Raw genomic sequence first — 14,755 nt, forward strand, 5'->3', positions numbered from 1 at the left:
AGATTGACGCGCGTGGCGCACGACGACAACGACCCGCTGGCCGGCCTCAGGACCGTGCTGCGCCGCGTCCTGCTGACCCTGATCGGCGTGCCCTTCCTGGTGGCGATCGCGATGTCGCTCGTCGATTCCTACCGGCGCCGCGGCAAGCGGCCCAAGCCGTTCCCGACGACACCGCCGCGCACGGTCGCGGTCGGCGACGGGAACGTCACGACCTACACCTTCGGGCGCGATCTCTACGACGACATGCTGGCCGCGATCGACGGCGCCCAGCGTCAGATCCTCTTCGAGACCTACATCTGGAAGGGCGACGCGACCGGGGAGCGGTTCAAGCGCGCGCTGATCGCCGCCGCCGAGCGCGGCGTCGACGTCTACTGCATCTACGACGGGTTCGCGAACCTGGTGGTCTCGCCGGCGTTCCAGCACTTCCCCCCGAGCGTGAAGGTGCTGCGCTACCCCGTCTACTCGGCCGGCTGGCGCTTCTTCGACCTGCGCCGCTACGGCCGCGACCACCGCAAGATCCTCGTGGTCGACGACAACGTCGGGTTCGTCGGCGGCTACAACATCGGCTCGGCGTACGAGTCGGAGTGGCGCGACACCCACGTCCAGATCACCGGGCCCGCCGTCTGGGACCTCAAGCGGGCGTTCGCGGACTTCTGGAACCTCAACCGGCGCCGCCGCCTGCGCGGCTCCGAGCGACCGCTGCTGCTGGAGACCGCGTCGACCTGGGAGCCCCGGGTGCGGGTGCAGCGCAATGTGCCACGGCTGTGGATGTTCCCGATCCGCGCTATGTACATCGAGGCGATCAATCGGGCCAGCCGCAACGTGTGGATGACCCAGGCCTACTTCCTGCCCGACGAGGACTTCATCGACGCGGTCAAGGCGGCCGCGCGGCGCGGCGTCGACGTCCGCCTGCTGCTGCCGCTCAAGTCCAACCACATCGTGGCCGACTGGATCTCCCGCGGCCACTTCACGCAGCTGCTCGACGCCGGTGTGCGGATCCTGCGCTATCGCGACGCCATGGTGCACGCCAAGACCGCAACGGTCGACGGCACCTGGGCGACCGTCGGCACCGCCAACATCGACCGGCTCAGCCTCACGGGCAACTTCGAGATCAACGTCGAGATCATCGACGAGGGCTTCGCCCGCGAGCTCGAGCAGATCTTCGAGGTCGACCAGTCCCACTGCCTGGAGCTCACCAGCGGTGAGTGGGAGGCGCGCGACGTGCACCGCAAGTTCACCGAGCTGGTGCTCGCCCCGCTGCGCCCGCTGTTGTGAGGCGGACGCCGGCGTCGGCCTGCTAGGCTGCGTGCTGTTGTAACAGTGTGTTGCACTCGGGGTTGCAACAACGTGGGGCCGGCTCCGCCGGTCCGACTCGTCGCTCGGCCCTTCGCCGTTCCGAACCGAGGAGAAGCCCATGTGGTTCCGCGCACCCGTCCGCGACCTGACCGGAAAGCAGGTCCTGGTCACCGGCGCCGCCAGCGGCATCGGTCGTGCGGTGGCCGAGCAGGCGGCCGAGCGAGGCGCGGTGCTGCACCTGACCGACGTCCAGTCCGAGCGCCTGGCGGAGGTGGCCGCCGCCATCCGCGCCCGCGGCGGGCAGGTCGGCACCGCCGAGGTCGCTGACGTCTCCGACCACGCCCAGGTGCGGCGTCTCGCCGCCCACGTGACCGAGCGCGCCGGGGCCATGGACGTCGTGCTCAACGTCGCGGGCATCTCGGTCTGGGGCACGGTCCGCAGCCTCGAGCCCGAGCACTGGCAGCGGTTGGTCGACGTCAACCTGATGGGACCGATCCACGTCATCGAGGAGTTCGTCCCGCCGATGATCGACGCGGGCCGCGGCGGCCAGCTGGTCAACGTCTCCTCGGCCGCCGGCATCATCGCGATGCCCTGGCATGCCGCCTACAGCGCGACCAAGTTCGGTCTGCGCGGTGTGTCCGAGGTGCTGCGCTACGACCTGCGCAAGCACCGGATCGGCGTCAGCCTGGTCTGCCCCGGCGGAGTCGACACCGGCCTGGTCGAGACCCTCAAGATCGCGGGCATCGACCAGCAGAGCAAGGCGTTCGTCCGCGCCCGCGGGCACTTCCAGAAGCGCGCGGTCTCACCGGAGCAGGCCGCCGCGGCGATCTGGAAGGGCGCTCTGCGCAACAGGTACTGGGTCTACACCTCGCCCGACATCCGGCTGGCGCACTGGCTCCAGCGCTACTTCCCGCCCGGGTACGCCGTCGCGATGCGGGTGTTCAACTACGGCGCCAACAAGGTGCTGCCCGCGGTCGAGCAGGCGCGGCGGGCCGCATGACCGGAGCCGACGAGCCGCGGATCCCGCCCGGCGGCTGGCGCGAGGTCGGCCCGTTCGTGGCCGCCTTCGCCCGGATCGCCGGCCGGGTCCAGGGCACCGAGCCGCCGGCGGTCTTCCTCACCCTGGGCCGTCACCGCCGGCTGTTCTGGGGCTGGCTGCACTTCGCGGGCCGGCTGATGCCGGGCGGACGGCTGTCGCGGCGGGAGTCGGAGCTGGTCATCGTCCGGGTCGCGGCGCGCCGCGGGTCGGCGTACGAGCTGGAGCAGCACCGACGCCTGGCGCGGCGGGCCGGGCTGTCCCGCGACGAGGTGGCCGCGATCGAGGCGGGGGAGACCGGCGAGGGCCTGAGCGCCCGCGAGCGGCTGCTCCTGCGGGCCACCGACGAGCTGCTCGCCGACCAGGACCTCTCCGACCCGCTGTGGGCCGAGCTCGGGGTGCACTTCGAGGATCGCGAGCGGATCGAGATCCTGATGCTCGTGGGCCACTACGCCATGCTCGCCACGGCCCTGCACGCCCTGCGGGTGCAGCCCGACCGCTCGCGCTGAACCCGGCGGGTCGGGCGCTGTCGGCGCGCCCTCGTACGCTGGAACCATGCGTCCGGTCACCGATCTCGAGCGTCGTGTCGCGCCCTTCCACGTGCAGTCCGACTACCAGCCCTCCGGGGACCAGCCGGCCGCCATCGCCGAGATCACCAAGCGCATCAACGACGGTGTCCCGGACGTGGTCCTGCTCGGCGCGACCGGCACCGGCAAGACCGCCACGGTGGCGTGGGTGGCCGAGCAGGTCCAGCGTCCGCTGCTGGTGCTCCAGCCCAACAAGACGCTGGCCGCGCAGTTCGCCAACGAGCTGCGCCAGCTCTTCCCCGACAATGCGGTCGAGTACTTCGTCTCCTACTACGACTACTACCAGCCCGAGGCCTACGTCCCGCAGACCGACACCTACATCGAGAAGGACTCCTCGATCAACGAGGAGGTGGAGCGCCTGCGCCACTCGGCGACCAACAGCTTGCTCACCCGCCGCGACGTGATCGTGGTGTCGACCGTGTCGTGCATCTACGGCCTCGGCACCCCGCAGGAGTACGTCGACCGCATGGTCCGGCTCCGGGTGGGGGAGGAGCACGACCGCGACTCCGTGCTGCGCAGGCTGGTCGAGATCCAGTACACCCGCAACGACCTCGCCTTCACCCGTGGCACCTTCCGGGTCCGGGGCGACACGCTCGAGATCTTCCCGGTCTACGAGGAGCTGGCGGTCCGGATCGAGTTCTTCGGCGACGAGATCGAGCGGCTGATGACGCTGCACCCGGTCACCGGCGAGGTCATCACCGAGGACCAGGAGCTCTACGTCTTCCCCGCCAGCCACTACATCGCCGGTCCCGAGCGGATGGAGCGGGCGATCAACGGCATCGAGGCCGAGCTCGCCGAGCAGCTGTCGACCTTCGAGCGGCAGGGCAAGATGCTCGAGGCGCAGCGGCTGCGGATGCGGACGACGTACGACATCGAGATGATGCGCCAGGTCGGCTCGTGCTCGGGCATCGAGAACTACTCGATGCACATGGACGGCCGCAGCCGGGGGAGCGCACCGAACACGCTGCTCGACTACTTCCCCGAGGACTTCGTCCTGGTCGTCGACGAGTCCCACGTCGCCGTCCCGCAGATCGGCGGCATGTACGAGGGCGACATGTCACGCAAGCGCAACCTGGTCGAGCACGGCTTCCGGCTGCCGAGCGCGATGGACAACCGGCCGCTGCGCTGGGAGGAGTTCCTCGAGCGGATCGGGCAGACCGTCTATCTCTCCGCGACGCCGGGCAACTACGAGCTCGACAAGGTGCAGGGCGACGTCGTCGAGCAGATCATCCGCCCGACGGGCCTGGTCGACCCGCAGGTCGTGGTCAAGCCGACCAAGGGCCAGATCGACGACCTGATCCACGAGATCCGGCTGCGCGCGGAGAAGGAGGAGCGGGTCCTGGTCACCACGCTGACCAAGAAGATGTCCGAGGACCTCACCGACTACCTCCTCGACGCCGGCATCCGCACCCGTTACCTGCACTCCGAGGTCGACACCCTCAAGCGGATCGAGCTGTTGCGCGACCTGCGACTCGGCCTCTACGACGTGCTCGTCGGCATCAACCTGCTCCGCGAGGGACTCGACCTGCCGGAGGTCTCCCTGGTCTCGATCCTCGACGCCGACAAGGAGGGCTTCCTGCGCTCCGACAAGTCGCTCATCCAGACGATCGGCCGCGCGGCGCGCAACGTGTCCGGCGAGGTCCACATGTACGCCGACCGGATCACCCCGTCCATGGAGTCGGCCATCGACGAGACCACCCGTCGCCGGGCCAAGCAGGTCGCCTACAACGAGGCCCACGGGATCGACCCGCAGCCGCTGCGCAAGAAGATCGCCGACATCACCGAGATGCTCGCTCGTGAGGACGAGACCACCCAGGAGCTGCTGCAGACCTGGGCCGACGTCGGCCAGAAGGGCCGGGCCGGGGGAGTCAAGCCCAAGAAGTCGCCGACCCCGCAGCTGCGCAGCACCGACATCGGCGGGCACGCCGCCGAGCTGGCCGGCCTGCCGAGCTCCGACCTCGCCCAGCTGATCCAGGACCTCACCGACCAGATGAAGGCGGCAGCCGCCGAGCTGCAGTTCGAGCTGGCCGCCCGGTTGCGCGACGAGATCGGCGAGCTCAAGAAGGAGCTCCGCCAGATGCTCGAGGCGACCAAGTGAGGAGGAAGCGCCGACCGAGGAACGAGGTCGAAGTGCTTCCGACGAGCGCAGGAGCGCGGGAGCGCCAGCGAGCGCCGGCGACCAAGTGAGGAGGAAGCGCCGACCGAGCACGGCGTGACTCGGGTCGGGGCGACCCCGTTGGACGTGAGAAGTCGGGTGAGAAACGTCCACGGCCGGCCCTGTCGCCTTGGTCACAACGAGAACGTGTTCTAGTATCGCCCCGTTGCCGGAGCAGGACCGGCGACAACCGTGGGGAGAGGAGTCGGCGCGTGGCGTTCAATGCCATGGCGGTCGTGCGTGGCCCCGGCGAGATCGCGCTGATGGTCGTCGAGGTCACCGTGCGGATCTTCACCCGTCCGTTCCAGTTCCGCGAGTTCCTCGAGCAGGCCTGGTTCGTCACCAGCGTGACGCTGGTGCCGACGATCATGGTCTCGATCCCCTTCGGCGCGGTCATCTCGCTGCAGGTCGGCAACCTGACCGGGCAGCTGGGCGCCCAGTCCTTCGCCGGAGCGACAGCCGTCCTCGCCACCGTGCGCGAGGCGGCGCCGATGGCCGCCGCGATGATCATCGCCGGCGCGGCCGGGTCGGCGATCTGCTCCGACCTGGGCGCGCGCAAGATCCGCGAGGAGATCGACGCCATGGAGGTGCTCGGCATCGATCCGCTCGAGCGCCTCGTCGCGCCCCGTGTGGTCGCGACGACGTTCGTCGCGGTGATGGTCAACGGCATCGTGATCGCCGCGGGCATCGGCGGCGGCTACTTCTTCACCGTCATCGTCCAGGGCGGGTCCGCCGGCGCCTTCCTGTCGACCTTCGCCGGACTCGCCTCGCTCCCCGACCTCTACGTCGCGATGATCAAGGCGCTCATCTTCGGCTGGCTGGCCGCGATCATCGGCGCCTACAAGGGGCTCAACGCGGGCGGCGGACCCAGCGGGGTCGGCCGCGCCGTGAACGAGACGGTGATCATCGCGTTCATGGCGCTGTTCTTCCTCAACGCCGTGATCACCGCCATCTACTTCCAGGTCGCACCCCCGGCGGGTCTGTGATGGCGGCGGCAGGCGAGTTCCTCGGCGACGCCTACAAGAGCGGACGGGCCTCCCTCGAGGGGTACGGCGACCAGCTGCTCTTCTACGTCAAGGCGCTCACCTGGGCGCCGCGTGCGATCCGGCGCTACCCGCGCGAGATCGCCAACACCCTGGCCGAGGTCACCTTCGGCGCGGGCGGCCTCAGCCTGATCGCGGGCTCGGCCGGCGTGATCGCGTTCATGGCGTTCTTCGCCGGGACGGAGGTGGGCATCCAGGGCTACGCCTCGCTGAGCCAGATCGGGGTGGCGAAGTTCAGTGCCTTCATCTCGGCCTACTTCAACACCCGCGAGGTCGCCCCGCTGGTCTCCGCGATCGCCTTGGCCGCCACGGTGGGCTGCGGCTACACCGCCCGCCTGGGCGCGATGCGGATCTCCGAGGAGATCGACGCCCTCGAGGTGATGGGCATCCCGTCGCTGCCGTTCCTCGTCACGACCCGGATGGTCGCCGCGTTCATCGCGGTGATCCCGCTCTACCTCGTGGCCCTGTTGGCGTCCTTCCTCTCGCCACGCCTGATCGTGGTCTACATCTACGGGCAGGCGCCGGGGACCTACGACCACGCCTTCTTCCAGTTCCTGCCGCCGATCGACATCCTGTGGTCGTTCTTCAAGCTGCTCTTCCTCGCCGTCGCGGTGATCCTCATCCACTGTTACTACGGCTACACCGCCTCGGGCGGCCCGGCCGGCGTGGGCAGGGCGGTCGGCAGGGCCATCCGGACGAGCATCGTGACCATCGTGGTGGCCAACTTCTTCCTGAGTTTCGCGATCTGGGGATCCACCACCACGGTCAGGATCACGGGGTGAGCCGCCGATGCTGGTGAACATCCATCACGACAGCGCCAAGGAGCACAACCGGCTCCTCCTGGCCGGCGTCGTCTTCCTCACCGTGATCGCGGTGCTCATCTGGCTCTCGATCGCCATCTACAACAAGACCTTCGACAACGTCACGACGGTGACCGTCAAGGCCGACCGGGCCGGCCTCCAGCTGGCCAAGTTCGGCGACGTCCGGATCCATGGCGTGCTCGTCGGACGGGTCGACAAGATCGACCAGGACGGCGAGCAGGCCGAGATCACCCTCGCCCTCGAGCCGGACGCGGCCGAGCGGATCCCCGCCAACGTCGGCGTCCGGATCCTGCCGACCACGCTTTTCGGCCAGAAGTTCGTCGCCCTGGTCCGTCCCGAGACCGCCTCCGGACAGCTGCGCGACGGCGACGTGATCCCGTCGGACCGGGTCGAGACGAACGTGGAGCTGAGTCAGGTGCTCGCCGACCTGTTCCCGTTGCTGCGCGCGGTCCGGCCCGCCGACCTCAACGCCACGCTGCACGCCCTGGCGACGGCGCTGGAGGGGCGGGGCGAGCAGCTCGGCGCGACGATGGAGCAGCTCGGCGACTACATCGGCGCGATCAGCGACCACCTGCCGACGCTGCGTGAGGACCTGATCGCCCTCGCCGACGTCGCCGACGCCTACGACCTCGCCGCGCCCGATCTGCTCGACGTGCTCGACAACGTCACGGTCACCAGCAAGACGGTGACGGAGAAGGCCCAGGAGCTCGACGTCTTCTTCTCCGATCTCACCGGCCTGTCCGACACCGCCACCCGCTTCCTGGGCGACAACGAGCAGAACCTGATCCGGATGGGTCAGGTCACCGCCCCGGTGATCGACCTGCTCGCCGAGTACTCCCCGGAGTTCCCGTGCCTGATCCGCGGTGCGGCCAACTATGCGCCGATCCTGTCCAAGACGTTCGAGGGCAATGTGGTCAAGCAGTACATCGAGTTCTTCCAGCCGCAGTTCCGCCCCTATGACGAGCGCGACCTGCCCCAGTACGGCGAGGTCGGCCACGGCCCCTGGTGCGCGGGACTGCCGAACTTCACCGTCCCGGGGACCCCGAACCCGCTCGACCAGGGCTCCGACATCGACGAGAAGGGCGGCTTCTCGCCGCTGCCGCTGCAGGGCCTGCTCGGCCGGCCGGCCTCGATCGACAGCGGGTACGCCGGCAGCGTGGCCGAGCAGCGGGTCGTCAACGCGATGCTGGCCGGTGAGAGCGGCACCGACGATCCGTCGGCGTACGGCGCCCTCGGCTCGCTCCTCTACGGACCTGTCGTCCGCGAGGGGAAGGCCGCCGGATGAGCGTCCGCAACCAGCGCAACGCGGTCACCGCCGCCGCGGCGATCAAGCTCGGCGTGTTCACGCTGGTGTCCGTGTTCGTGACCGGCCTGCTCGCCGTGATCATGGGCAACATCGGCTTCGGCGAGCGCAACGAGTACCAGGCGATCTTCACCAACGCGACCATGCTGGAGAAGGGCGACGACGTCCGGGTGGCGGGCGTCAGCGTGGGCGAGGTGAAGAAGGTCGAGCACTACCGGCGCTCGATGGCCAAGGTGACGTTCAAGGTCGACTCCGGCGTCGGCCTGACGACCGCGTCGCGGGCCAACATCCGCTTCCTCAACCTGGTCGGCGACCGCTACATGAGCCTCGAGCAAGGGACCGGTGCCGCCGAGGCCGAGGCGCTGGCCGACGGTGCCACGATCCCGGTCGGCAACACCGAGCCCGCGCTCGACCTGACCGTCCTCTTCGACGGCTTCAAGCCGCTGTTCGCCGCGCTCACGCCCGACCAGGTCAACGAGCTGAGCATGAACCTGGTCCAGGTGCTCCAGGGCGAGGGCGGCACGGTGCGCAGCCTCCTCGACCACACGGCATCGCTCACCACGACCCTGGCCGACCGCGACCAGCTGATCGGCGACGTCGTCACCAACCTCACCCAGACCCTCAAGACCGTCGACGACCGTCACGAGCAGCTGAGCACGCTCATCGTGGAGCTCAAGGACTGGATGACCGACCTCGCGAAGGACCGGGACACGATCGGCTCGTCGCTCGACAACATCTCCGAGCTCACGGTGGCCGTCGCCGACCTGCTCCGCCGCGGCCGGCCGCTGCTCAAGGAGGACATCGCCGCGCTGCGTGAGCTGTCCAAGCTGCTCAACCAGAAGGAGAACCGGGCCAACCTCGCCGAGCTGCTCGACCGGATGCCCGAGACGATGACCGACCAGACCCGCACCGGCACCTACGGCTCCTGGTACCAGTACTACGTCTGCGGCGTCTCGGCGAGCATCCGGCTCCCGCTGATCGGCGACCTGCCGATCATCAAGGAGATCCAGAAGTTCATCACCGACTTCTCCTTCAAGTCCACGGCCCCGAGGTGTCAGGACCGATGACCCATCCCGCTACGAAGGCCCGCGACGCACGCGTACTCCGCCTCGGTGTGATCACCCTCGTGGTGATGGTCCTGGTCTCGGCCGCCACCTTCAACCTCGGCAAGTTCCCCGGCTTCCGCGGCACGACCTACCACGCCGAGTTCAGCGACGCCAGCGGCATCCGCAAGGGCAATATCGTCCAGGTCGGCGGCATCCGCGTCGGCCGGGTCACCGCCATCTCGCTCGCCGGCGACCGGGTCGACGTGAAGTTCGAGGTCGACGGCGACGTCGAGTTCGGCAAGGACAGCAGCGCCTCGATCGAGGTGCTCAACCTGCTCGGCGAGAAGTTCCTCGACCTCCAGCCGGCCGGCAAGGGCCAGCTCGCCGAGGGAGGCACGATCCCCGTCGAGCGCACCCAGGCGGCGTACGACATCGTCGGCGTGTTCGGCGATCTCACCACCACGACCGAGGAGATCGACACCGACCAGCTGGCGCAGGCGCTCGACACCGTGGCCGACACGCTCGACGAGTCGGCGCCCGAGATCCAGGCGTCCTTCGACGGCATCTCGCGGCTCTCGCAGAGCATCGCGTCGCGCGACGCCGAGATCCAGACCCTCTTCGAGAGCTCGAAGGAGGTCACTCGGGTGCTCGCCGACCGCAGCGAGGACATCGTCGAGCTGATGAAGAACAGCGACCTGGTCTTCCAGGAGCTGACGAAGCGCAAGGACGCGGTCCACGCCCTGCTGGTCAACGCCCGCGCACTCGCCCGAGAGCTGCGTGGCGTGGTCGAGGACAACCAGGAGCAGATCGGGCCCGCGCTCCAGGAGGTCGACGGACTCGTCTCCTTCCTGGTGTCCAAGAAGGACAAGCTCAAGGCGACGCTCGCCGCGCTCGGCCCCTACGTGTCCATCCTCAGCAACATCATCGGCACCGGTCCCTGGTTCGACGCCTATGCGGCGAACCTGCTGGCCCTGCCCACCGGTGAGTTCGTCCCCGGGTTCGACGGGTGATCGCGATGGTGACCTCCGTGCTCAAGCGTCTCGACCGCCGCGTCCTCGCCCTCGTCGGCGCGGCCCTGCTGGTCGCCGTCGCGGTCAACCTGGTCCGCTCGCCGACGGAGATGAAGACCGTCACGGCGCACTTCCCGCGCGCCGTCAGCGTCTACGAGGGCACCGACGTGCGGATCCTCGGCGTCAACGTCGGCAAGGTGACCGCGGTGACTCCCGAGGGCAACTCGGTGCGGGTCGAGATGGAGTACGACGCGTCGTACCGCGTGCCCGCCGAGGCCCAGGCCGTGATCGTGACCCCGACCCTGGTCGCGGACCGCTATGTCCAGCTGACGCCCGTCTTCCGAGGCGGTGACGTGATGGCGAGCGGCGCCGATATCGCGCTGCCCAAGACGGCGGTGCCGGTCGAGCTGGATCGCATCTACGGCAGCCTCCAGGCGCTCACCCGCGCCCTGGGCCCCAACGGCGTGAACGCGGACGGCACCCTCGACCACCTGCTCGAGGCCGGCACCAAGGCCTTCGCGGGCCAGGGTGCCAAGGGCAACCAGATGATCCGCGACCTCGCCGACGCGGCGCAGACCTTCGGCGACGGCGCCGGCCCGCTCTTCGAGTCCGTCACCCAGCTGGCGCGGTTCACGACGACCCTCGCCGAGAACGACACGCTGGTGCGGGCCTTCATGCAGGACCTCACCGGCGTCTCGGCCATGCTCGCCGAGGAGAGCGACGAGCTCCAGAAGGCGGTCGCCGCGGTCGCCAGGGCCGTCGGGAGCGTGAAGGGCTTCGTCCGCGACAACCGCGACGCGTTCGTCGCCGACGTCCGCAAGCTCACCGAGGTGATGAGCACCATCGCCTCGGAGAAGGAGAACATCGAGACCGCGGTGAAGGTCGCGCCGGTGGCGATGGGCAACCTCGCCATGGGCTTCGACCACGTCAGCGGCAGCCAGAACTCCCGGATGGCCATCGGTGGGCTGGTGTGGGACGTCGACGGCGTGGTCTGCGCCTTCATCCAGCAGCACCCCGCGATGCCGGCGGCGCTCAAGGACACCGCCTGCGACCTGATCGAGAAGCTGATCGAGCCGATCCTCACCAAGCTGCCCTGGCTCCCGCCCGAGTTCAAGAGCTATCTGCCCCGGCAGGCCGCCGCCAAGGACGGCGTCCAGGTGCCCGACGTGGCGGACGTGTCCTACTCGACCGGCGACGACGCCACGGTCATGACCCTGCTCGGAGGTGCGTCATGACCGCCCCGCTCCGCCGATGGCGCGCCCTGGTGGCGATGCTGCTCGGCACCGCCCTCCTCACCGGCTGCAGCAGCTTCGACGGCGCCTACGACCTGCCGTTGCCCGGTCACCCGGTCGACGCCGACGAGGCGTTCGAGGTGACCGCGTACTTCCGCGACGTCCTCAACGTGGTGCCTCGGTCGCCCGTCATGGTCGACGACGTCGTCATCGGAGAGGTCACCGAGGTCGAGCGGGCGGGGTGGAACGCGAAGGTCGTCCTGCGGCTGCGCGACGACGTCAAGCTGCCCGACAACACGATCGCGGACATCCGTCAGGTCTCCCTGCTCGGCGAGAAGTACGTCGCCCTGGAGGCGCCCCAGGAGGAGGCGGCGACCGGACGGCTGGGGGAGGGCGACGAGATCGCGCTCGCCAAGACGGGCCGCAACCCCGAGGTCGAGGAGGTCCTCGGTGCGCTGTCCTTCCTGCTCAGTGGCGGCGGCGTCGCCCAGCTCGGCACCATCACCCGCGAGGCGAACCTGGTCATGTCCGGACGTGAGGACCGGCTGCGCAACCTGCTCTCCTCGCTGGACTCGGTGGTGGGGACCATCGACCAGCAGAAGCTGGACATCATCCAGGCGCTGGAGTCGCTCAACAACCTGACCACGACGCTCAATGCGGAGAAGAAGACGATCGGCGACGCGCTCGACGCGGTGGGACCCGCGGTCGAGGTGCTCGCCGCCCAGCACGAGGAGCTGATCGAGATGCTCGGCTCGCTCGACCAGCTCGGCAAGGTCGGCACCCGGGTCATCAACGCCAGCAAGGAGGACGTGCTCCGGATCCTCAAGGACCTCAGCCCGGTCCTGCGCCGCCTGACCGAGGCCGACGAGCAGCTCGCGCCCGGGCTCAACCTGCTGGTCAGCTTCCCCTTCCCCCAGGCGGCCAACAACATCGTCCAGGGCGACTACGCCGACACGATCATCCGGGCCGACCTCGACTTCGCCAACCTGTACAAGACCCTGGGCCTGCCGGAGATCCAGCTGCCCGACCTCGGTGAGGTCCTCGACCAGGTCGGCAAGTGCCTCAAGAGCGGCAGCTTGACCAGCGCGGCCTGCCTGAAGGTGCTCAGCGACGTCAACCTGCTCGCGGACCTGCAGACCAAATGCCAGGACCCGGCGATCAAGAACAGCCCGGTCTGCAAGCTGCTCACCTCCCTGCCGAACCTCGATCTGGGCGGTCTCCTCGGCGGTTCCAACGGACTGCTCGGCCCGAACAGCCCGCTCGGCGGCCTGCTCAAGGGCCTGACCGGAGCGCGACCGTCCGCCCACCACACCTCGACCGAGGACCTGCTGGGCGGAGGTGTCGCGTCGTGAGCAGGGGAGTCCGGATCCGGCTGATGGCCTTCGTGGCGCTCAGTGCCATCGGCATCACCTACATCGGTGCCACCTACCTCGGCGTCATCGACCGGATCACCGGCCGCGGCATCACCGTCACGGCGAGCCTGCCCGGCTCGGGTGGTCTCTTCGAGGGCAGCGAGGTGACCTACCGCGGGGTCAAGATCGGCCGGGTCTCGAGGATGGACACGACCGACGACGGCGTCGACCTGACCCTCGACCTCGAGGAGGAGACCCGACTGCCGCTGGACGCGCGGCTCTACGTCCACAACCTCTCGGCGGTGGGCGAGCAGTACCTCGACTTCCAGCCCGCCGACGTGAAGGGCCCCTACGCGAAGGACGGCTCGACCTTCGCCGGCGACGAGCGCTCGCTTCCCGTCGACGAGGGCGACCTGCTCGTCGACCTCAACCGATTCGTGGGCTCGGTCGACAAGGAGAGCCTCGCGAAGGTCGTCGAGGAGCTCGGCCTGATGTTCACCGACACCGGCGCCGACCTGCAACGGCTCCTCGACGGCGGCTCGGCGTTCATCGCCGAGGCGAGCGCCCACACCGAGGAGACGATCCAGCTGCTCGACAGTGGCCTCGCGGTGCTGAAGACGCAGCAGGGCCAGAAGGAGAACATCCGCCGCTTCGCGACGGACCTCGACACCATCACCACCGCCCTGCGCGGCAGCGACGGCGACCTCCGCACGGTCCTCGGCTCGACTCCGGGCGCGGCCCGGGCGCTGACCAAGCTGCTCGAGGAGCTGGAACCGACGATCCCCGTGCTCCTCGGCGACCTGATCACCGTCGACCAGGTCCTGCTCAGCGAGCTCGACGGCATCGAGCAGCTCCTCGTCACCTACCCGGCGCTCATCGCCGGCGGGCCGACCGGCAGCACCGCCGACGGCTGGGGTCACGTCAATCTGCAGTTCGACTACAGCGTGCCGCCCTGCACCCAGGGCTACGTGCCCCCGGCGGAGTGGCGCTCCACGCAGGACCTGACCGATGCCAAACCGGCCGACGTCAACTGCACGGCGGGGCCGCCGTACGTCATGCGTGGGAGCAAGTACGCGCCGGGAAACCGGAAGAACCGGGCCTCGCCCGGTCGCGTCTACAGTGGCACCTACGATCCGTCCACCGGCCAGGTGCCCGGACTGGTCGACACCACGGGGAACCCGGTCGAGCTGCGGCAGCCGGAGGACCTGTCCGTCCTGGGAGGGGATGCGTGGAAGTGGCTGTTGGTGGGTCCGGTGGCGAGCAGGTGACGGACGAGCGGAGCCGGGTCCGCCTCAACGTCGCCCTGTACGTCGCCGTGGTGGTCTGCGGCTGCGTCGCGCTGCTGCTCCTCTACCTCCACGTGAGCACCTCCGACAACGAGGTCAACGGCACCGATGTCGTGCCGGGCGCCGGCCAGGACGTCGGCCGTGGCACCGTCGAGGCGGTCCGGCTCGCCAACGACACCGAGCAGGAGCGCATCGCCGCCCAGCTCGACGCCGCGACCAAGATGGTCACCGCGTTCGTGAACTTCGACTACGAGGAGCCGCAGAGCACCATCGAGGCGGTCAAGTCGATGGCCACCGGCACCTTCCTCTCGCAGTACTCCCAGGGGGCGAAGGACCTCGAGAAGCTGGCCGCCGAGGCCCAGTCCGACATGGTCGCCGAGGTGGTGTGGGCCGGGCTGGTCGCCGGCGACGACGACACCGCGACGGCCATCGTGGCGACCAGTGGCACGGTCCGGAACAAGACGACCGAGTTCCAGCCCGAGGCCCGCAACTACCGCATCCAGGTCGATCTGGTGCTGGAGGACGGTCGCTGGCTGACCAAGGACCTCCAGTACGTCGCCCTGGGTTGATGCTGCGCAGGATGAGGAA

General features: G+C 69.2%; 13 protein-coding genes. All 13 read left to right on the forward strand.

From position 1 onward, the window contains the following. Positions 1–12: 12 nt before the first annotated feature. The 13 genes from RB608_RS23180 (at position 13) to RB608_RS23240 (ending at position 14,736) form a co-directional block, all read left to right on the forward strand. Complete coding sequence (locus RB608_RS23180) at positions 13–1,275, forward strand: phospholipase D-like domain-containing protein (protein ID WP_308090437.1); 1,263 nt, start codon at positions 13–15, stop codon at positions 1,273–1,275. Between the two features lie 139 nt (positions 1,276–1,414). Beyond that, complete coding sequence (locus tag RB608_RS23185; RefSeq protein WP_308090438.1) at positions 1,415–2,296, forward strand: SDR family oxidoreductase; 882 nt, start codon at positions 1,415–1,417, stop codon at positions 2,294–2,296. Beyond that, a complete protein-coding gene (locus tag RB608_RS23190; protein ID WP_308090439.1) occupies positions 2,293–2,841 on the forward strand; it encodes a carboxymuconolactone decarboxylase family protein in 549 nt (182 codons plus the stop codon). Before RB608_RS23185 ends, RB608_RS23190 begins: the two co-directional genes overlap by 4 nt. A gap of 46 nt (positions 2,842–2,887) precedes the next feature. After that, a complete protein-coding gene (gene uvrB, locus RB608_RS23195) occupies positions 2,888–5,017 on the forward strand; it encodes an excinuclease ABC subunit UvrB (protein ID WP_308090441.1) in 2,130 nt (709 codons plus the stop codon). Positions 5,018–5,301: 284 nt separating this feature from the next. Beyond that, a complete protein-coding gene (locus RB608_RS23200) occupies positions 5,302–6,060 on the forward strand; it encodes an MlaE family ABC transporter permease (RefSeq protein ID WP_392391045.1) in 759 nt (252 codons plus the stop codon). Continuing rightward, entirely contained in the window at positions 6,060–6,899 is an 840-nt protein-coding gene (locus RB608_RS23205; RefSeq protein WP_308090442.1) for an ABC transporter permease, read from the forward strand. Before RB608_RS23200 ends, RB608_RS23205 begins: the two co-directional genes overlap by 1 nt. Before the next feature lie 7 nt (positions 6,900–6,906). Further along, positions 6,907–8,223, forward strand: coding sequence for an MCE family protein (locus tag RB608_RS23210; protein WP_308090443.1), 1,317 nt, complete (start codon positions 6,907–6,909; stop codon positions 8,221–8,223). After that, positions 8,220–9,308, forward strand: a complete 1,089-nt coding sequence (locus tag RB608_RS23215) for an MCE family protein (protein WP_308090444.1) — start codon at positions 8,220–8,222, stop codon at positions 9,306–9,308. Before RB608_RS23210 ends, RB608_RS23215 begins: the two co-directional genes overlap by 4 nt. After that, on the forward strand, positions 9,305–10,297 hold the full coding sequence (locus RB608_RS23220) for an MlaD family protein (protein WP_308090445.1): 993 nt from the start codon (positions 9,305–9,307) through the stop codon (positions 10,295–10,297). The genes RB608_RS23215 and RB608_RS23220 overlap by 4 nt, the downstream gene beginning before the upstream one ends. Before the next feature lie 5 nt (positions 10,298–10,302). After that, positions 10,303–11,532 carry an MCE family protein gene (locus RB608_RS23225; protein ID WP_308090446.1) on the forward strand — a complete coding sequence of 410 codons (1,230 nt, stop codon included), beginning with the start codon at positions 10,303–10,305 and terminating at the stop codon, positions 11,530–11,532. Then, the gene (locus RB608_RS23230; RefSeq protein WP_308090447.1) at positions 11,529–12,881 is read left to right on the forward strand and encodes an MCE family protein; all 1,353 of its coding nucleotides are present in this window, start codon (positions 11,529–11,531) and stop codon (positions 12,879–12,881) included. The genes RB608_RS23225 and RB608_RS23230 overlap by 4 nt, the downstream gene beginning before the upstream one ends. Then, positions 12,878–14,149 carry an MlaD family protein gene (locus tag RB608_RS23235; RefSeq protein WP_308090448.1) on the forward strand — a complete coding sequence of 424 codons (1,272 nt, stop codon included), beginning with the start codon at positions 12,878–12,880 and terminating at the stop codon, positions 14,147–14,149. The genes RB608_RS23230 and RB608_RS23235 overlap by 4 nt, the downstream gene beginning before the upstream one ends. Beyond that, entirely contained in the window at positions 14,146–14,736 is a 591-nt protein-coding gene (locus RB608_RS23240) for a hypothetical protein (RefSeq protein ID WP_308090449.1), read from the forward strand. The genes RB608_RS23235 and RB608_RS23240 overlap by 4 nt, the downstream gene beginning before the upstream one ends. Positions 14,737–14,755 lie beyond the last annotated feature (19 nt).

It is taken from the genome of Nocardioides sp. LHD-245 (genome assembly GCF_030929495.1).
In the GTDB taxonomy this organism is placed as follows: Bacteria; Actinomycetota; Actinomycetes; order Propionibacteriales; family Nocardioidaceae; genus Nocardioides.